The following is a 17,989-nucleotide window of genomic DNA, read 5'->3' on the forward strand; positions in this document are numbered from 1 at the left end:
TTGTTGTGTTGCTAGGATTCCTCTTTTTCAAGAGTTTCAATAATTGTTTCAATAGAAATCAAAAGTGGCGTTGCATTTTCGGTAATTACTAGCCAGACAATCATTAGATCGACATCGATATATTGATGAATAAGTCGATCTCTCATTCCTGCTATGTCTTTCCAGGGAATGTCAGCGAAACGTTCACGCACTAACATTGATAACCGTTTGGTTGCTTCTCCAGCAATTTCCAATTGTCTGACACAAGCATCCTGTGTTTTTGAATCATTCAGGAATTCTGCCAATGTCATTTCTTCTGCATATTCCAGTAATTTTCTAAAACTGTTTGCGATGTGATCCAAATAAGTCAGATCGTCATTCATGATGAAATTAATTTGAGATCATGCAGCACTCGTCGACGCATGCGTTCATTCTTAAGTCCACCTTCTGATACTAAATCAACTTTTAATGCAAGCATTTCTGAGAGTTCACGCTCCATCCGAACGAATGTTAACAACGAAACGGGCTTGATAAACTTAATCAAAATATCCAGATCGCTTTCTGGCCCGTTTTCACCCCTTGCCCAAGATCCAAAAATTCCCACCCACTCAAGCTGATATGGCTTCAGATAATTGAGAATCTGTTGATTTTGAATTGGTGTTGTCATACTCTCTATTTATTGTTTACCGCTACGCTTCATCTGTTACACAGCCTTCACTGGCAGACTTTACATTGCGAATGTATTTGCCCAGCACACCTTTAGTGAATAAAGGAGCGGGTTGTTTCCATTCGCTTTTCCGTTGCGCTAATTCTTCGTCCGAAACGTGTAAAATCAGTTCGCGAGTTGTGGCATCGATTGTGATACCGTCGCCATCTTTAACCAGCGCGATAGGACCTCCTTCGAAGGCTTCGGGTGTAACGTGGCCTACAACGAAACCGTGCGTACCACCGGAGAAACGCCCATCGGTAATTAAAGCAACTTTATCGCCAAGACCCGCTCCCATGATGGCTGAGGTTGGCTTCAACATTTCACTCATGCCAGGCCCACCTTTTGGCCCCGCATTCCGAATCACAAGTACCTGACCAGCCAGGATTTCGCCTTTCGAGAGAGCATCGATAATGTCGCCTTCATGTTCGAATACTTTGGCAACACCTTCGAATTTTAAGCCTTCTTTACCTGTGATTTTCGCAACAGACCCAGTTGGCGACAAGTTACCCCGCAGAATCTGAATGTGGCCAGTAGCCTTAATGGGTTGGCTCAGCGGGAATACAATCTTCTGCGTATCAAAGTTTAAATCAGATGCTTCTTCCAGATTCTCTGCAACCGTTTTGCCCGTTACAGTCATGCAATCGCCGTGGATGAATCCATTCTGATACAAATATTTCGTTACAGCCGGAACACCCCCAATGGCGAGCATATCCTCCATGTAGTATTTACCACTTGGTTTCAGATCGGCGAGTAGGGGAGTCCGGTCACTGATTTCCTGAATTTCGTCGAGCGTAAGCTGAATGCCAGCCGCCCGCGCAATAGCCAGGTAGTGCAACACCGCATTGGTTGACCCGCCAAGCGTCATGACGAGAGTCAGGGCATTTTCGAGTGATTTACGGCTAATGATATCGGCTGGCGTGATGTTGCGTTCAAGCAATAGGCGCATAGCCGCACCAATCTTTTTACATTCTTCCTGTTTTCCTTCGTGCGTGGCTGGGTAAGTGCTGCTGAATGGCAGACTCAATCCCATGGCCTCGATGCTACTAGCCATTGTGTTGGCTGTATACATACCTCCGCAGGCACCTGCCCCTGGAATCGCATTTTTGATAACACCTTCGTAATCTTCGTCGGAGATGTTATTTGCGTATTTTTTACCGAGTGCTTCAAACGCCGAAACGATATCTAATTTCTGTCCTTTATAATGTCCCGAACGAATCGTGCCCCCATACACCATGATGCCTGGGCGATCAAGGCGAGCCATTGCTATCAGGGCGCCGGGCATATTCTTATCACAACCTACAACCGTTACCACACCATCGTACCATTGTGCCGATACAACCGATTCAATAGAGTCGGCAATCAGATCGCGGCTGGGGAGTGAATAACGCATGCCGTCGTTACCGTTTGTCATCCCATCCGATACCCCGATTGTGTTAAAAATCAACCCGACCAATCCATTGGCCTGAATTCCCTGCTTCACATAAACAGAGAGTCCATTCAGGTGCATGTTGCAGGTGTTTCCTTCATAGCCCGTACTGGCAATACCAATTTGGGGCTTCTGCATGTCGTCTTCAGTTAGCCCTACTCCGTAAAGCATAGCTTTGGCGGCTGGGTTACTGACTTCTTGGGTTAGCGTACGACTAAAGCGGTTTAATTCGGTAGTAGGTTGTTCGGCAATCATAATTAACAATTAGCGAAATTTCGCTGATGGTGTAATAACGCTGTAAAGAAAAGTTATGTTTTTATGAAAGGCAAGAAAAATCGGATTATTTCTCGATGGAACGCTGATTTTAATGATCCATATGATTTAGGAATGCTTTTACATCGCCGGTTACCTAGCTAGTGTTACTTAAAGAGTAGTCTGGCGGCTTTTTGTATTTTTGATGCTGTAACTCATCTTCCATGACTAAGCATCGACTGACTCTAACGGCCACCGAACGTACAGAATTACTGGCTAAAGTCCAAAAAGGCAAAACAGCCGCTAAACTCATCCAAAAAGCACAGGTGCTTTTGGCCAGTGACGAGGCTGTCGAACGCCAGAGCCAAACTACGATTGCCGCCACCTATCATCTCTCCACACGCAGTGTTGAGCGGATTCGCAAAGAATTTTGTGAGCAGGGCATGGCGGTCTTTGATCCAAAGCCCCGCCAGCCCCGTTCCGACAAAAAGCTGACGGGGGAAGTGGAAGCTCACTTGATTGCCATTGCCTGTAGCGAACCACCAGTCGGTGAAAGCCGCTGGAAATTACAGGCTATTGCGGATCGACTGGTCGAACTCCAAGTAGTTGAAACGCTTTCTCACACGAGTGTGGCAACGGTGTTAAAAAAAACCAACTTAAGCCCTGGCGGGTCAAGGGATGGGTGATTCCGCCCAAGCAAAGTGCCGATTTTGTGTACTATATGGAACAGGTTTTAGCTGTTTATGAGCGACCTTATGATGAGCGGTTTCCCGTTGTTTGTGTGGACGAATCACCCAAACAACTAATCGAAATCAAGCAATATCGTTCCGCCGACGGCACACGCATCCAAGATTCCGAATACATCCGGCGGGGCGTAGGCGAGATTTATATGGCCTTTGAACCCTTGGCAGGGCAACGGTTTGTCGAAGTCAAAGACGATCACAAGGCCATTACGTGGGTGGGTGTGCTAGCCAATTTATTGGACGGCCCTTATACAGACTGTGTAAAAATGACGGTGGTTGGAGATAATCTGAGTGCCCATAAACCCAGTGCATTTTATACAGTTTTTGGGGCCGAGAAAGCCAAAGCGTATCTGGATCGATTGGAGTTTGTCTATACCCCCAAGCATGGCAGTTGGCTTGACATGGCTGAGATTGAGTTGTCCATCTTACAGCGTGATTGCCTGAATCGGCACATTGCGACCAAAGAGTTGCTGGTAGCAGAAATTACCGCCTGGCAAGCAAACAGAAATGCCAAACAAGCGAAGGCGAACTGGCAGTTTACCACCAAAGATGCCCGAGTAAAATTACATAAGCTATACCCGACAGTTTAATCTTTAGACAACACTAGTGTGTTATCAATGGCACTGAAAATCATAGTTAGTCTTGCTAATCATAAAAATCAGCGATCTATTGTCTGTTAAAATAAGTGAGTGTTACTTTTGATGTATGACAACAGAAACAGCTTCGCATTACGACCATCTAGAGCAAATGTCGGTTCACGACTTGCTGACTAATATTAATAAAGAAGATAAAACTGTACCTCTTGCCGTAGAGAAGGCGATTCCACAGATTGAAGCGCTGGTAACGGAAATCGTAAAACGGATGAAACAGGGTGGCCGACTCATATATATAGGGGCTGGAACCAGCGGTCGCCTTGGGGTTGTCGATGCTTCGGAATGTCCACCAACCTATGGGGTTCCGCATGATTTAGTGATTGGACTGATGGCTGGGGGGGATGGCGCGATTCGTAAAGCCGTTGAATTTGCCGAAGATGATGCCGAGCAAGCCTGGAAAGACATTGCGCCCTATCACCCCGATGAACACGATACTGTTATTGGCATTGCAGCCTCTGGCCGGACTCCTTATGTTATTGGTGGCTTGCAGGAAGCCCGGAAAGCGGGGCTCCTGACCGGTTGTATTGTCTGTAACGAGGGTTCGGCAGTAGCGCAGGCGGCTGAGTATCCAGTAGAAGTTGTTACGGGCCCCGAATTTGTAACGGGTAGTACACGTATGAAAGCCGGAACTGCGCAGAAATTGGCTCTGAACATGATTTCGACCTCAGTAATGATTCAACTTGGCCGGGTGAAGGGTAATAAAATGGTCGATATGCAACTGACGAATATAAAGCTTCAGGATCGAGCAGCTAAAATGGTGATGAGTGAGATTGGCGTTGGCCGGGAAGAGGCCGAAGCTTTGCTTGCAAAGTTCGGAAATGTTCGTGGTGCTATTGAGGGGTTTGCTCAGATGCAAAAATGAGCTAATTGTTAAGAGGCTACCATATACTGTATAGCCCTCTTTCTGAACGATGATTATATTTTTTGTCATTTCGACGTCAGGAGAAATCTCGACGTTCCTTGTTAATCAAGCTTGAGATTTCTCCTGACGTCGAAATGACAAACAGCCTCTACCCGCTAGAAAATAATGGGCAAAAAGGTACTACTCATCGGCCGTAACCCAAACGTATTGGCCAACCTAGCTTTAGCTTTAAGGGATGACGGCTTCGTTGTAAAAACGACAAGCGCTATTGAACAGGCTAGTCAGGATTTCAATGCGACTGATTTTGACGTAGTCGCTTTTGGTCGTGGTATTGATGCTGCTACAAATGCAGCTCTTAGAGCTAGTTTCCTGGAGCAAAACCCTGCGATTCTGTTTGTTGATGGACTGGCGCCGGTTATTTCGCTGTTGGTGAAGCAGATCAAACTTGCCCTGGCACCCCATTCTACTAGCAAAAAAGTAATCACGAATTTTAGCTACGAGAAGACCAACCCATTGCAGATTACTGTTTCTGTGGCTGTTGATTGTCAACTGACAATTGATCTATATCAGTTGGATGCCATTCATACCACCCTGCAAAAAACACTTGTTTCTGAGTTTGTTAAGGCCGGAGATCATACATTCCCAATCGAAGCTTTTCCTGAGCTGACGTCAACGATTAACTTTCTGGTAGCAGAAGTCGATAACCTCGAGCTGACTGTTTTACAGCTTTAATAAAGCGTTCGCGTACCCGTCGGTTTCGTTTTTACCTGCTCGCATTTTGTTAACAGTTGTGCTGTTTCAGCTAAGCAGCGGATAAGCGAAAAACAACCAACTGCGGTAGTGGACTTGACTGATAATACGGGTTGGCTGTGTTGATCGACGATTAAATGCCAGCCACTCTGTTTCGCATCGGGGAAATTATGAAACGTATAATCGTGGATGCGTTTGAACCACTTGAGGCAGTCGGGCTGGCGGGTATAGAAATAGCTTTTTAGCAAAGCGGTCAATGCTTCAACTTGTACCCAACCCCATTTTTGTTGCCAGTCGGGGAAGAGTAATGGCTGTTGTTTGATATCTACATATTGATTCAGTCCTCCTCCCGCTTCGTCCCAGGCTTGCTCGCACAAGCGCAGACACCAACCGGTAGCCTGAGCAGCTAGCTTACGGTTCGTATTGGTGAATGGGCTGGTTCTGGACTGGCTGCTTTCCGCTGAAAAATCAAGCAGGTAACTGGCCGCCCGGAATGTCAGTCCTACGTTGATTCGCCGTCCTTCGGGTGTGTTCACAAACGAACCTTCGGGTAAAACAAATTCCCGCAATACATCAATCCGGCGGTCGACAAACTCAGTCAGTAATTCCTGTACGATACTATCCGTAGCGTTTTTCCAGGTTTCCTCGTCCAGAAGAGGCTGAATTTCCTGAAGTGTTTTAAGAACAGCTATTGGTTCGTTCAGGTGTCGCATTTGTCGAAAGCCGCCAAGGGTTGCCGCTTGTGCCGTTCGAACTTCATCGTGCCGTTCCAATAGATCGACAAATGTCTGTTTGGTCAGCATGCCCCATTCGTCATCGCCTGTTGCTCGATGGAGTTGTGCGTAAGCCATTACGACAGAGCAATCAGGAATAAGGCCTGTAGAAGGAGCTATCGGTCGCCCCAGTCGATCGAGTTGGGTGTAACAGGAAAGCGTGTCTGAATGGGCAAACTGACTTAAGAAGGTAGCACCGTGCCGGGCGTGTTCGAGCCAGCTGGGTTGGCCATCGAGCGTATTATAAAGCCAGGCAAAAGCCCAAACCTGTTGAGCTTGCTGGCTAACGAATTTATCCCCCTCAATTACCTCGCCCGTTGCTGATAGTAGATCAAAATAGCCACCGCATTGTTCATCCCGGCTATGTTTAAGCCAAAATGGTACAACCTGCCGAAGCAATGCCTGTTGATAGGTAGCGGAGAGTTTTTGAAAGTCAAGCACGGAGGGGAATGTATGATGTAGGGTATATGATGTATGATGTCGGTTATATCATATACCCTATATCATACATCATACCGCATGGGCGGCCCCGATCAACTTAATACACTTTCTCTACTTCGCGATACTCCCTTTCTTCGGGAAGCACGAATTTCATGGGTTTTCCAACCTGATCGGGTAATAACGCAATATTGAGTACCTGATCTACGGTATCGGCATAGTGGAAGGTCAAGTCTTTAATGTAAGACTGATTAATTTCCTCAATGTCTTTCCGGTTTTTCGAGCAGAGAATAATTTCTTTAATACCTGCCCGATTAGCCGCCAGAATCTTTTCCTTAATACCGCCTACGGGCAATACCTTACCCCGAAGCGTTACCTCGCCCGTCATTGCCAGATAAGGCTTAACCTTACGCTGAGTATAAATTGACGTCATGGAGGTTAACATAGTTATCCCTGCCGATGGGCCATCTTTGGGTACGGCTCCGGCTGGTATATGAATGTGCAGATCGTAATGGTTAAAGACGCGGTAATCGATACCCAAATCATCGGCATGCGCCTTCAGATAGGATAGAGCTGTAACGGCCGATTCCTTCATTACGTCGCCCAACTGGCCTGATAGCGTAAGGATTCCTTTACCCCGACTCAAGCTAGACTCAATAAGCAGAATTTCGCCCCCAACCTGTGTCCAGGCTAAGCCCGTTACAATACCCGCAATATCGTCATCGGCATAGAGTTCTTTATCGAAAATCTCCGCACCGAGCATTTTTGAAATATCTGTAGCCTTAACGGTGTGGTTATATTCCTCCTCCATGGCAATGGATTTGGCAATTTTCCGTACCAGGGCACCAATTTTCTGCTCCAGATTCCGCACACCCGATTCGCGAGTGTAGCCTTCAATGATGCGAAGAATGGCTTTGTCTTCAATTACCAGGTCTTTGGGTTTCAGACCATGATCTTTGCGTTGCTTCGGAATCAGGTACTTTTTGGCAATCTGTACTTTCTCCTCAACGGTATATCCCGCAATGTCGATAATCTCCATCCGGTCGCGCAGGGCAGGGTGGATGGTATCGAGCGAGTTGGCCGTAGCAATGAACAACACCCGAGAGAGATCGAATTCTGTTTCGAGGTAATTGTCCATGAACGTTGAGTTCTGTTCTGGGTCAAGTACTTCGAGCAGGGCCGATGATGGATCGCCCCGGAAATCGGAACTTACTTTATCGATCTCATCCAGAATAAAGACCGGATTGGCGGTGCCGCACTTCCGAATATTCTGGATAATCTTACCGGGCATGGCGCCAATATACGTTTTACGGTGTCCCCGAATTTCGGCTTCATCGTGAACGCCACCCAATGCCATCCGGCTATATTTCCGACCTAATGCCTTCGCCACCGACTTTCCTAGTGAGGTTTTACCCACACCCGGAGGGCCATAAAGGCAAAGAATCGGTGCTTTCATGTCGTTTTTAAGTTTCAGAACGGCCAGGTATTCAATGATCCGTTCTTTTACTTTTTCCAGTCCGAAATGATCGCCGTCCAGAATTTTCTGAGCACGTTTTAAATCGAAATTGTCTTTGGTGTACTCACTCCAGGGAAGATCAACCATTAACTCAACGTAATTCATTGTAACCGGATATTCCGGCGCCATTGGATTAATACGTTGGAGTTTATTGAGTTCTTTATCAAAATGAGTCCGTACTTCAGCTGGCCATTTCTTCCGGTCGGCTTTCATACGAAGTTCATCAATTTCACGGTCGGGGTTATCCATTCCCAACTCGTCCTGAAGCACTTTCATCTGCTGACGCAGGTAATAATCGCGCTGCTGCTGATCGAGATCTGACGAAGCTTTAGACTGAATTTCACGTTTTAATTCAAGCAACTGCACTTCTCGAAGCATGTATTCGAGTAGCAGACTTGCCTGCTGATTCCCGTCCGTCAGTTCTAAAAGCCGTTGTTTATCAGCAACATCGGCATTTAGGTTCGAGGATAAGAAGTGCAGCAAAAACGTAGGACTCTCGATGTTATCGAGCGCAATACGAGCCTCCTGAGGAATCTCGGGGTTAAGCCGAAGGGTTTTATAGGCTGCATCTTTCAACGATTGCAGCATAGCTTTCCCTTCTTTTTTATTGGTATTGGCGCTGGGGAAAACATCGTCAATCTGACGGACCTTTGCGGTTATAAACGGCTCTTCCTGAGTGATCTCCTGAATTTCAAAACGCTTCTTCCCTTGAATGATAATCGTAATATTACCATCAGGAAGCGTAATCATTTTGATAATGTAGGCCACCGTTCCGAATCGGTAGAGATCATCGGCGGTCGGTTCATCTTTCTGTTGATTTAGCTGTGCAGCTACGCCAATAATTCGATTACCCTTATATGCTTTTTTTACCAGTCTGATTGATTTAGCTCGTCCCACGGTAACAGGAATGACCATGCCAGGGAACAAAACGGTATTACGAACCGGCAAAATGGGAAGGTTTGCCGGTAACTCATAGTCTTCATCTAAACCCTCGGGCGAACCGAGGGGCACAATTTCTAAATTATCCGAATCAAAATCGGCCAACATTAAACGGGTCGCAAGTTCTTTTTCTGAAATCATACGTACACTGCCAGTCTGGCAGCATTCAATAATGGGTTGGTGCCTACTAGATCAGGAAAGGCAAGGGAAATGAGGTAGTTGCAAGCGTCATGCCAATCATATGCTTATGACGAATTGACACCCCAATTGTTTCTAACACAAAACTAACTAATTAGGCAGCTTAATGGCTTAGAAATTTATTAATCGAACGAAATGTCCTGAACAGGCTGATTTTTTCGAAAAACAAACGTTTTTTTCTGGTTTTGATAGCGAATATTGACCATATTAACCTGGTCGTCAAACAGCTCCATCAGAACGTTTTGTTTCAATAGACCACCACGAAATGGCTCACTATAAGGCATTTCCAGGTAAATCCAGTTCGCTTCGGCTTCAACTTCGTGTCCAACGTATTTGAACGATTTAGTTTGCTTCTGCGGATTTACATACGAAAAATGGGCCTGTATATATTTTTCGATCAAAGGATCATTTTTTTCACCCGGTCCACTTAAATTAATTTTACTGGATGAAGCCGCCGAAAGCGCTTTTTCAAAATCGTCCGTAAAGATCCGAATGCTGATTTCGAAAGCTCGCTCTTTCGCGTTGTACTCCATCTGCGTAACACTGGCATGGAAATCGTGGGCCGGGCGACTGGCAGTCAGGCTAATGAGCGAAAGGCAGATGAATAATTTTTGAATCACAGGGACTACAAAAGATAACGCTGGGAACCAAGGATACCGTATTCCCGAAGGAAGCATCCTAGATTCCCAGCGCTTAAATTAGTTAGAAAACGGCCTTAAATACGTCGTTGAAAATGGCGAAGGCCATTAAACCAAGCAGAAGAACCATGCCTACTTTTTGGGCACCTTCCAGGAAGCGATCAGATGGTTTACGACCTGAAATAATCTCATAGCTAAGAATCGTTGCATGACCACCATCGAGAGCTGGAATAGGTAGTGCGTTCATGAATGCGAGTGCCATCGAGAGCAAGCCTGTAACTGTCCAGAAACGATCCCAACGCCAGATACCTCCAAAGAGATTTTGCGCAATACCAATAGGGCCGCTTAATGCTTTAGAGGCCGATACTTCACCCCGGAAAATCTTGCCGAACCCTTTAATGTTATCAAAAACTACCTGAAAAGCCCGTTGTGTACCGACCGATAAGGCTTCGCCAAATGTATACTCCTGGGTGGTCATAGGCAGAAGCAACTCAGGATAAAATCCGATAGTGCCATCGGGTGTGGTGGTCATCGAAAGCGTAACAGGCTGGCCATTCCGATTAACGGTAAGCGTAAGCGGTTTTCCTTTCAATGGCTTAACCACGTCTGTAAATTCATGATAGAACTGAATGGGTTTTCCGTTTGCACTGGTGATCATATCACCTGCTTTTAAACCGGCTTTCGTGGCCGGTTGACCAGGTACCAGTTCAGCAACTTTGAACGGCTCGATTGGCTCAATAAATTGCCCGGCGGCTTTTTTATCGGCTAATTTATCCACGAAATTGTTCGGGATGTAGATGTCCGTCTGTTTGCCATTGCGCTCGATCGTGTAAGAGCTATTGTTGCCTAAAAACACATCGGAGCTACGGATTTCGTTGAAATCGGTAATTTCTTTCCCGTTGACTTTGATAATCTTATCCCCGGTTTGTAAGCCAATACTTTTCGCTAAATCGTAGGCGACGATACCGTATTTAGCATCTTTGGTCGCCAGATAGGTATTCCCATTTTTATAGGCCAGAATGACGAAAATCATAATACCGACAATGACGTTCACGATAATACCACCGAGCATTACGATCAGGCGTTGCCAGGCTGGTTTCGAGCGAAATTCGTAAGGTTGCGGTTCGGCATCCGTATGAGCGGTATCGAGGGATTCGTCGATCATCCCCGAAATTTTCACAAAACCGCCTAGTGGGATCGCTCCGATACCGTATTCAGTTTCGCCCCGTTTAATACTCCAGACTTTAGGGGGAAAGCCAATAAAATACTGCTCTACGCGCATCCCAAAGGCTTTGGCCGCCAAAAGGTGCCCTAACTCGTGTAATCCAACTAAAATTGACAGACCCAAAATGAGCTGTCCTCCCATTACTAAAATTTCCATTTTATTTGTTTTGAGATCATTATTTGCGACTTAATAGTCGCTCAGTTACTGTTTGTTTATCGAGACCTAAATGATCAGCTACATCGCTTAAAATACTATTCAATGTACCAACTTTTAAAGGTTTATGGTAGGGGACACTAATCGAATGTTCACCATTTACATTTGTCCTAAGGATAACGTGGCTTCCAGTTTGATGATGAACCTGATAACCGTATCGCTCCAATCGCTTTATTAATTCGGACCCATTTAAATCTCTTGGTAATTTCATTCGTATTAGGCTAACGCAAACACTTCATTAACCTGTAACCGGATGGTTTTAGGTAGTTTATCGGGCCTATCGTAAAAATAGCCTGATACTGCGTCTTTAATCATAGCTTTTAGTTCATCCAGTGTGTCTCCTTGAGTAATGATTGACCCAGTCGCCAATTTTGCCCGAGCCACATAACCACCTTCTTCATCTGGTTCAACCTGAAACACAAGTTCGCTCATAAGACAAATAATTTTCTTAATGAATAGCTAACGTTTGGAACGCCTATTTATAACAGCTAAACCAAACTTTTAATTCGCTCTGTAGCCAGCCGACGGGTTTCCTCATCTGTACTTACGTAGTCATCGTAAGTGGGGTTTTGAATGAAAGTCGCTTTCGCTAAACAGCTTTCAATCAATTCCGAGATTTCCAGGAAACCAATCTGATCGTTCAGGAAAGCCTCTACTGCCACTTCATTGGCCGCGTTAACAATGCAGGCTGCGTTGCCGCCTTTGTCGAGCGCATCGAAAGCGAGTTGTAAATTACGAAACGTTTCCCGGTCGGGCTGCTCAAATGTGAGGGACGGATAATCCAGGAAGTTGAACCGTGGAAAATCTGATTTTAACCGATTGGGATAACCTAATGCAAACTGGATCGGGAGTCGCATATCGGGCAAACCCATTTGCGCTTTCAGACTTCCATCCTCAAACTGCACAAGAGAATGAATGATGCTTTGCGGATGAACGACCACGTCGATTTGATCAGAGCGAAGGCCAAACAGCCATTTGGCTTCGATAACCTCAAGACCTTTATTCATGAGTGTAGCCGAGTCGATGGTGATTTTGGCTCCCATCGTCCAGTTCGGATGTTTGAGCGCCTGCGCTTTCGTGACCGTTGATAAAAACTCCCGTGATTTTCCCCGAAATGGTCCACCCGATGCCGTCAGGATAATTTTCTCGATCGGGTTATGAAACTCACCGACTAAGCACTGAAAAATAGCGGAGTGCTCTGAATCGACAGGGTATATATTCATCCCTTTCTGGGCAGCCAGTTGGGTAATGAGTTCACCAGCTACCACCAGCGTTTCTTTGTTGGCTAAAGCAATGGACTTTCCAGCTTCAATTGCTTTGATAGTTGGTAGCAGACCCGCGTAACCCACCATGGCCGTCAGCACCATATCAATCGTATCCATCTGGACGACGGACGCAATCGACTTGGCACCCGCGTAAACCTTAATGTCGAGTGGATCGAGCGCCGAGAAAACCTGATCGTAGCGGTCTTCGTTGCAGATAACAACAACATTCGGTTTTAGGTCGATAGCTTGTTGGATAAGCAATTCGGCGTTGTTATTCGTGGTCAGTACCTCAACCTGAAACTGGTCGGGGTGGGCCTTTATCACATCGACGGCCTGGGTTCCAATGGAGCCAGTCGAGCCGAGAATGGCGATGTGGCGTTTTTTAGATTCAGTCATTAAGCTTATCGCGGAGGTATTGAATGTGTGTGTAATAAGGTGATTCTAATGCTTCAATAAGGGCACCTTCTTCATAGTCGACCCTATCAATCATGTCGGTTAGAATCATTTTTAGTTCAACAAGGCTAACCCTACTGGTTTGGTAAACTAGTTCCTTGTCAACTCCCCTATAATCATGAGCGAGGTAATTACGCATACCTGCTAGTTGTTGCCACGGGATTTGCAAATATTCGTTTTTAAGTGAGCTTTCTATTTTTTTAGATTCTTCACCTATAACGAGTAAAAGTCCCCAGGCAGCATTGAAGTTTAGTTGGTCGTTCGCCCAGGCAAGCGCCGTAGCATCCGAGAATCCATCAATATATATAAAGATCTTTTCAATGCATTCGAGAATAGTGCATATATGAACTAGATTTCGACCACTATACATAAATAACATCTTTGCGCATATAATACCGGATGATTGGGTTCATTAATTGGCTGTCTACTAAATCCATTTTTCGATGCAATTTTCGACGAAGGATGCGGTAAAGTCGATCTTTCTCTGTGTATTGCAGTTTAAAACCAGATGTTAGTTCATAGACCAAATCAATATCGCTCTTTTCGGTCTGCTCATTTCGGGCAAAGCTGCCATAAAGCCCAATGCGATCAATGCCAAATTCTGTTCGTAGGCGCTCTCGATTCGCTCTGAGCGTTTCCAAAATGAATTCCTGATTAACAGCTGTAGCTTCCATTGTCTTAAACTGTTTGCCCTATTTCCAACAACCCATCCGCAATCTTCCGATCATTTGCTAAACGCGGCACTTTGTTCTGTCCGCCCAGTTTCCCCTGCGATTTCATGTACCGCTGAAAAGCCCCACGTGGCAAACTCGTCAATTTTAGCGGTTGTAGGATGGAGCCTGTAATTAGGTCATCGTAATATACGTTCAGTTTCGTCAATCGGGTGTCTACGTCCTGGGCAAAGGCGACTGGATCGTTGGGGGGCGTAGCAAACTCAACCAGCCATTCGTGGTAAGGTAGTCCTTCGTTTGGACTGACCATTGGCGCAACTGTGAATTCAACGACCTCGGTTTCAGGGTGTTTCTCCATCGCATCTTTCAGGGCCTTTTCCACTTCTTCGCCAATCACATGTTCGCCGAAGGCCGAAATGAAATGTTTGATACGGCCCGTTACCAATAAGCGATAAGGCTCTCTTGATACGAACTTAACCGTATCGCCTAGGGAATACCCCCATAGGCCAGCATTGTTGTTGATAATGACCGCATAATTCTTGCCTAATTCCACTTCGTCGATGGTTAGTCGGCGCGGGTTTTCGCTGAAATAGTCGTCGGCAGCAATGAATTCGAAAAAGATACCACTGTCTAAAAGCATCAATAAACCTTCTTCGGTCTGGCTGTCCTGAAACGCAATGAAGCCTTCAGAAGCGGGGTACGTTTCGATTGAGTCGATACGTTTACCGATGCTTTCGAATAACTTGGCCCGATAGGGTTCAAAATTTACACCCCCATACACGAAGAGCGAAAAGTCGGGGAAAACGTCTTTGATTAATTTCCCTGTCCGCTCCTGAATACGGTCGAAATACATCTGTACCCAGGGCGGAATCCCCGAAATGAGCGACATCGACTGGGTGATCGTTTCGTCGATAACTTTTTCCAGTTTGGTTTCCCAATCGTCAATAACGTTGGTCTCATAACTGGGCAACTGATTGGTACGTAAGTAAGCCGGAACGTGGTGATTGACAATTCCCGACAACCGGCCGATGTTGATGCCTGCTTTCTGAGTAAGTTCAGGACTGCCGGATAGAAAAATGAGCTTCTTGTCCAGAAAGGCACTGTTTCCCGTTTCGTTAATGTAGTTCAGCAGCGCGTCACGGGCTGAGTTTATATGGTTAGGAATCGACTCCTGGGAGATAGGAATGTATTTGACGCCGGAAGTTGTACCGGACGTTTTCGCAAAATAGAGAGGCTTCCCTTTCCAGAGTACGTCGCTGTCTCCGTGCAAAACCTGCTCGATATAGGGTTTCAGGTCTTCGTAATCACGAACAGGGACAGCCTGCCTGAATTCTTCGATTGTTTGAATATCCTTGAATTTGTGATCCCGGCCAAAAACGGTGTTACGCCCCCCGTCGATCAACTGGCGAAACCAACGCTGCTGAGTCTGGGCAGGCTGATACATCCAGTTTTGCTGACGCTCGACAACCCACTTGGCCAACGGCTTACTAACAATTGAACGAATTCCCATAATGATGCAAAAGTAATGGATAATGAATAATGGATAATGTAAAATGGACAATGAGAAGTCCCTGATAATTATTCATTCTCCATTAACCATTATTCATTACGGATTGAGTGCATTCTCTTGAATAATCTCTATTTTTGCACACTTTTCAATAAAACAGTATCTGTAATAAGGCGTTCTGCGTCAACCTATAATGGGACTTTTCAATTTTTTAACTAGCGACATTGCTATCGACCTGGGCACGGCGAATACCTTGATTATTCACAAGGATCGGATTGTGGTGGATGAGCCTTCGATTATTGCAATGGATAAAGTCAGCGGTAAGGTGCTGGCCATTGGTCATAAGGCCATGCAAATGCACGAAAAGACCAATGAAAATATCAAGACCATTCGCCCATTGAAGGATGGCGTAATTGCCGACTTTACGGCCGCCGAATTGATGATTCGGGGGATGATTAAAATGATTGATACCGGCAGCAAACTATTTTCACCTTCGCACCGGATGGTTATTTGTATTCCATCGGGTATTACAGAGGTGGAAAAACGGGCTGTTAAAGATTCTGCCGAGCATGCTGGAGCAAAGGAAGTGTACATGGTGCACGAGCCTATTGCAGCCGCTATTGGTATTGGCATCGACATTACCCAGCCCAACGGAACCATGATCGTGGATATCGGTGGGGGAACAACCGAAATTGCGGTAATTGCCCTCTCTGGCATCGTCTGCGAACAGTCGATTCGTATTGCAGGTGATGTATTTACCCGCGACATCGTGGATTACATGCGTCGGGAACATAACCTGCTTATTGGCGAACGCTCAGCTGAGCAAATCAAAATGGAAGTTGGTTCGGCATTGCCAGAGCTTGATAACCCACCAGCCGATTACGAAATCCGGGGTCGCGATTTGATGACGGGTATTCCGAAAGAAATTAAGGTTACCTACAGCGAAATCGCTTATGCGCTCGATAAATCCATCTCGAAAATTGAAGAGGCTACCATGAAGGCCCTTGAAATTTCGCCACCTGAATTATCGGCTGATATTTATACAAACGGTATTCACCTGACAGGCGGTGGTGCCTTGCTCCACGGTCTCGACAAACGTCTGGGTGCTAAAACCAAGTTGCCAATTCACGTGGCCGATGATCCGCTCAAAGCCGTTGTAAAAGGAACGGGTGAGGTGATCAAGAATCTGGAGATGTACCGGTCTGTACTGATTAGTTAATGTATTTTTGTGTAGCCTGGACGTCTACGTCCGGGTGTAGATCAATGACTACACCCGGACGTAGACGTCCAGGCTACACAGTTTACTATGGGAGAGTTAGTTGATTTTTTTGTTCGAAGTCGGAACTTCATCTTGTTTGTGTTGCTGGAAGTACTTTGTTTTTACTTCATCATCAACACCAGCAATTATTGGGGAGCTACCTACTTCAATACCTCAAATCGGTACGCGGCTCAAGTACTGGCCTGGTCGAACGCAGCGAATCAATACGCTAACTTACGACAGGTTAATGCTGATCTGGCGCTGGAAAACCAACGACTTAATGCCCGCTTGACCCAACTGCTTCAAAGCAAGCCAGCTGCTCCCGCCGAATATCAGGCTGATTCGGCCTTTGCCGACCGATTTAAGTTTGTAGTAGCGAAGGTGGTTAATAATACCACCCAATTTGCGAACAACTACATCACGATTGATAAAGGCACCGACGATGGCATTCGGCCGGGTATGGGTGTGATTTCGCCGACGGGTGTTGTTGGTAAAGTGAAGATTTGCAACCGGCGCTTTTCGGTTATTACATCCATTCTTCATTCAGAGTATCTGGTTTCTTCGCAATTGGTAAAAGCCAGAGAAATCGGGACAGCCAAGTGGGATGGCGTTGACCCGCACTTAATTAAGCTGAATGATATTTCGCTGACAAAACCCGTCAGCAAAGGAGATTCTGTGGTGACCTCTGATCGCAATTCTACGTTTCCGCCGGGCATTTTGGTGGGTCGTGTCCGAACGATTGGCGTACAACCGAATCGGGTATTTCACGATCTTACCCTCGATCTAGCCACGAATTTCAGTAGTTTATCGTTCGTGTATGTCGTTGAAAATCGGCTGCAGGCCGAACAGGATCAGTTAGAGAAACAGGTTGAAACCGAAAAATAAGTCATAAGTTGGGCGTCATCAGCAACGAGTCTATACTCCTGATGACAGGTGACCATCGACAATCGATAAATTAAAAATGACTTTTCGCGAAATCGTATCCGCTATCCTACTTTTCCTTTTGTATCTGGTTCTGCAAATTCTGCTGGTCCGCAATCTGGTGCTGTTCGATTACGCATTCTGCTTTGTTTATATCGCCTGTATTCTACTGCTGCCCAATGAAACCAGTTTAACGTGGTTGCTGATTATCGCGTTTATAACGGGCATAACTGTCGATACATTTTATAATACACTGGGTATGCATGCGGCTGCTACAGTACTGATGGCCTACTGTCGCCCGCTGGTTGTACGAGCGCAAATCGATGTGCCAGGGCTCGAATCGCGGATTGCTTTTTCGCTCAAAGAACTAGGCACAGGTGCCTTTTTTCGGTACGTACTCGTTCTTGCTCTAATTCACCATACGGCTTTGTTCTTCATCGAAGCCAGTAGCCTAACGCTTATTATTCCAACGCTTATCCGGGTCATTGCCAGTACGCTCTTCACGACGGTAAGTATTGTATTAATTCAGTTTTTCACAAGAAACTAATTTAGGTATGATATAGGATGTATGATATAATTCTGCAACCACTACTCATACAT

20 protein-coding genes are annotated in these 17,989 nt (G+C 45.8%); 7 read left to right on the top strand and 13 right to left on the bottom strand.

Annotated features, from left to right (window positions below):
• Nucleotides 1–11: 11 nt before the first annotated feature.
• From H3H32_RS33400 to ilvD, 3 genes are read right to left on the bottom strand one after another with little or no spacing between them, the layout of a single operon-like run.
• Complete coding sequence (locus H3H32_RS33400; protein WP_182460038.1) at nucleotides 12–362, bottom strand: HepT-like ribonuclease domain-containing protein; 351 nt, start codon at nucleotides 360–362, stop codon at nucleotides 12–14.
• Nucleotides 359–646 carry a nucleotidyltransferase family protein gene (locus tag H3H32_RS33405; RefSeq protein WP_182460039.1) on the bottom strand — a complete coding sequence of 96 codons (288 nt, stop codon included), beginning with the start codon at nucleotides 644–646 and terminating at the stop codon, nucleotides 359–361. Before H3H32_RS33405 ends, H3H32_RS33400 begins: the two co-directional genes overlap by 4 nt.
• A 22-nt stretch (nucleotides 647–668) precedes the next feature.
• The gene (gene ilvD / locus H3H32_RS33410; protein WP_182460040.1) at nucleotides 669–2,369 is read right to left on the bottom strand and encodes a dihydroxy-acid dehydratase; all 1,701 of its coding nucleotides are present in this window, start codon (nucleotides 2,367–2,369) and stop codon (nucleotides 669–671) included.
• 221 nt (nucleotides 2,370–2,590) lie between these two features.
• On the opposite strand from ilvD, the gene H3H32_RS37215 reads away from it, so the two are divergent.
• The 4 genes from H3H32_RS37215 to H3H32_RS33425 all read left to right on the top strand — a co-directional run bounded on the left by H3H32_RS37215 (nucleotide 2,591) and on the right by H3H32_RS33425 (nucleotide 5,356).
• Nucleotides 2,591–3,052: a helix-turn-helix domain-containing protein gene (locus H3H32_RS37215; RefSeq protein WP_220472550.1), complete on the top strand. Its 462-nt coding sequence runs from the start codon at nucleotides 2,591–2,593 to the stop codon at nucleotides 3,050–3,052.
• Nucleotides 3,049–3,699 carry an IS630 family transposase gene (locus H3H32_RS37220; RefSeq protein ID WP_220472671.1) on the top strand — a complete coding sequence of 217 codons (651 nt, stop codon included), beginning with the start codon at nucleotides 3,049–3,051 and terminating at the stop codon, nucleotides 3,697–3,699. The genes H3H32_RS37215 and H3H32_RS37220 overlap by 4 nt, the downstream gene beginning before the upstream one ends.
• A gap of 115 nt (nucleotides 3,700–3,814) precedes the next feature.
• Nucleotides 3,815–4,624, top strand: a complete 810-nt coding sequence (gene murQ / locus H3H32_RS33420) for an N-acetylmuramic acid 6-phosphate etherase (RefSeq protein ID WP_182460041.1) — start codon at nucleotides 3,815–3,817, stop codon at nucleotides 4,622–4,624.
• Between the two features lie 165 nt (nucleotides 4,625–4,789).
• Nucleotides 4,790–5,356 carry a hypothetical protein gene (locus H3H32_RS33425; protein WP_182460042.1) on the top strand — a complete coding sequence of 189 codons (567 nt, stop codon included), beginning with the start codon at nucleotides 4,790–4,792 and terminating at the stop codon, nucleotides 5,354–5,356.
• Here the strand turns inward: H3H32_RS33425 and H3H32_RS33430 are convergent.
• The 10 genes from H3H32_RS33430 to H3H32_RS33475 all read right to left on the bottom strand — a co-directional run bounded on the left by H3H32_RS33430 (nucleotide 5,353) and on the right by H3H32_RS33475 (nucleotide 15,213).
• Nucleotides 5,353–6,588, bottom strand: a complete 1,236-nt coding sequence (locus H3H32_RS33430) for an AGE family epimerase/isomerase (protein ID WP_182460043.1) — start codon at nucleotides 6,586–6,588, stop codon at nucleotides 5,353–5,355. The two genes, H3H32_RS33425 and H3H32_RS33430, sit on opposite strands and share 4 nt — an antisense overlap.
• 97 nt (nucleotides 6,589–6,685) lie before the next feature.
• The gene (gene lon / locus H3H32_RS33435; RefSeq protein WP_182460044.1) at nucleotides 6,686–9,181 is read right to left on the bottom strand and encodes an endopeptidase La; all 2,496 of its coding nucleotides are present in this window, start codon (nucleotides 9,179–9,181) and stop codon (nucleotides 6,686–6,688) included.
• A gap of 179 nt (nucleotides 9,182–9,360) precedes the next feature.
• Nucleotides 9,361–9,858: a DUF6702 family protein gene (locus tag H3H32_RS33440; protein ID WP_240543568.1), complete on the bottom strand. Its 498-nt coding sequence runs from the start codon at nucleotides 9,856–9,858 to the stop codon at nucleotides 9,361–9,363.
• A gap of 82 nt (nucleotides 9,859–9,940) precedes the next feature.
• On the bottom strand, nucleotides 9,941–11,257 hold the full coding sequence (gene rseP / locus H3H32_RS33445) for an RIP metalloprotease RseP (RefSeq protein ID WP_182460045.1): 1,317 nt from the start codon (nucleotides 11,255–11,257) through the stop codon (nucleotides 9,941–9,943).
• A 19-nt stretch (nucleotides 11,258–11,276) separates the two neighbouring features.
• The gene (locus H3H32_RS33450) at nucleotides 11,277–11,525 is read right to left on the bottom strand and encodes a type II toxin-antitoxin system HicA family toxin (RefSeq protein ID WP_182460046.1); all 249 of its coding nucleotides are present in this window, start codon (nucleotides 11,523–11,525) and stop codon (nucleotides 11,277–11,279) included.
• Nucleotides 11,526–11,530: 5 nt separating this feature from the next.
• The gene (locus tag H3H32_RS33455) at nucleotides 11,531–11,746 is read right to left on the bottom strand and encodes a type II toxin-antitoxin system HicB family antitoxin (RefSeq protein ID WP_182460047.1); all 216 of its coding nucleotides are present in this window, start codon (nucleotides 11,744–11,746) and stop codon (nucleotides 11,531–11,533) included.
• Between the two features lie 56 nt (nucleotides 11,747–11,802).
• Nucleotides 11,803–12,975, bottom strand: a complete 1,173-nt coding sequence (locus tag H3H32_RS33460) for a 1-deoxy-D-xylulose-5-phosphate reductoisomerase (RefSeq protein ID WP_182460048.1) — start codon at nucleotides 12,973–12,975, stop codon at nucleotides 11,803–11,805.
• Nucleotides 12,968–13,402, bottom strand: coding sequence for a HepT-like ribonuclease domain-containing protein (locus H3H32_RS33465; protein ID WP_182460049.1), 435 nt, complete (start codon nucleotides 13,400–13,402; stop codon nucleotides 12,968–12,970). The genes H3H32_RS33460 and H3H32_RS33465 overlap by 8 nt, the downstream gene beginning before the upstream one ends.
• Entirely contained in the window at nucleotides 13,395–13,706 is a 312-nt protein-coding gene (locus tag H3H32_RS33470) for a nucleotidyltransferase family protein (RefSeq protein WP_182460050.1), read from the bottom strand. Before H3H32_RS33470 ends, H3H32_RS33465 begins: the two co-directional genes overlap by 8 nt.
• Nucleotides 13,707–13,710: 4 nt before the next feature.
• On the bottom strand, nucleotides 13,711–15,213 hold the full coding sequence (locus H3H32_RS33475) for a GH3 auxin-responsive promoter family protein (protein ID WP_182460051.1): 1,503 nt from the start codon (nucleotides 15,211–15,213) through the stop codon (nucleotides 13,711–13,713).
• A 190-nt stretch (nucleotides 15,214–15,403) separates the two neighbouring features.
• On the opposite strand from H3H32_RS33475, the gene H3H32_RS33480 reads away from it, so the two are divergent.
• The 3 genes from H3H32_RS33480 (at nucleotide 15,404) to H3H32_RS33490 (ending at nucleotide 17,936) form a co-directional block, all read left to right on the top strand.
• Complete coding sequence (locus H3H32_RS33480; protein WP_018619308.1) at nucleotides 15,404–16,429, top strand: rod shape-determining protein; 1,026 nt, start codon at nucleotides 15,404–15,406, stop codon at nucleotides 16,427–16,429.
• A gap of 87 nt (nucleotides 16,430–16,516) precedes the next feature.
• Nucleotides 16,517–17,353, top strand: coding sequence for a rod shape-determining protein MreC (mreC, locus tag H3H32_RS33485; protein ID WP_182460052.1), 837 nt, complete (start codon nucleotides 16,517–16,519; stop codon nucleotides 17,351–17,353).
• 76 nt (nucleotides 17,354–17,429) lie between these two features.
• Nucleotides 17,430–17,936: a hypothetical protein gene (locus tag H3H32_RS33490; RefSeq protein WP_182460053.1), complete on the top strand. Its 507-nt coding sequence runs from the start codon at nucleotides 17,430–17,432 to the stop codon at nucleotides 17,934–17,936.
• Nucleotides 17,937–17,989: the final 53 nt, after the last annotated feature.

Origin of the sequence: Spirosoma foliorum, assembly GCF_014117325.1 — a bacterium.
Taxonomy (GTDB): Bacteria; Bacteroidota; Bacteroidia; order Cytophagales; family Spirosomataceae; genus Spirosoma; species Spirosoma foliorum.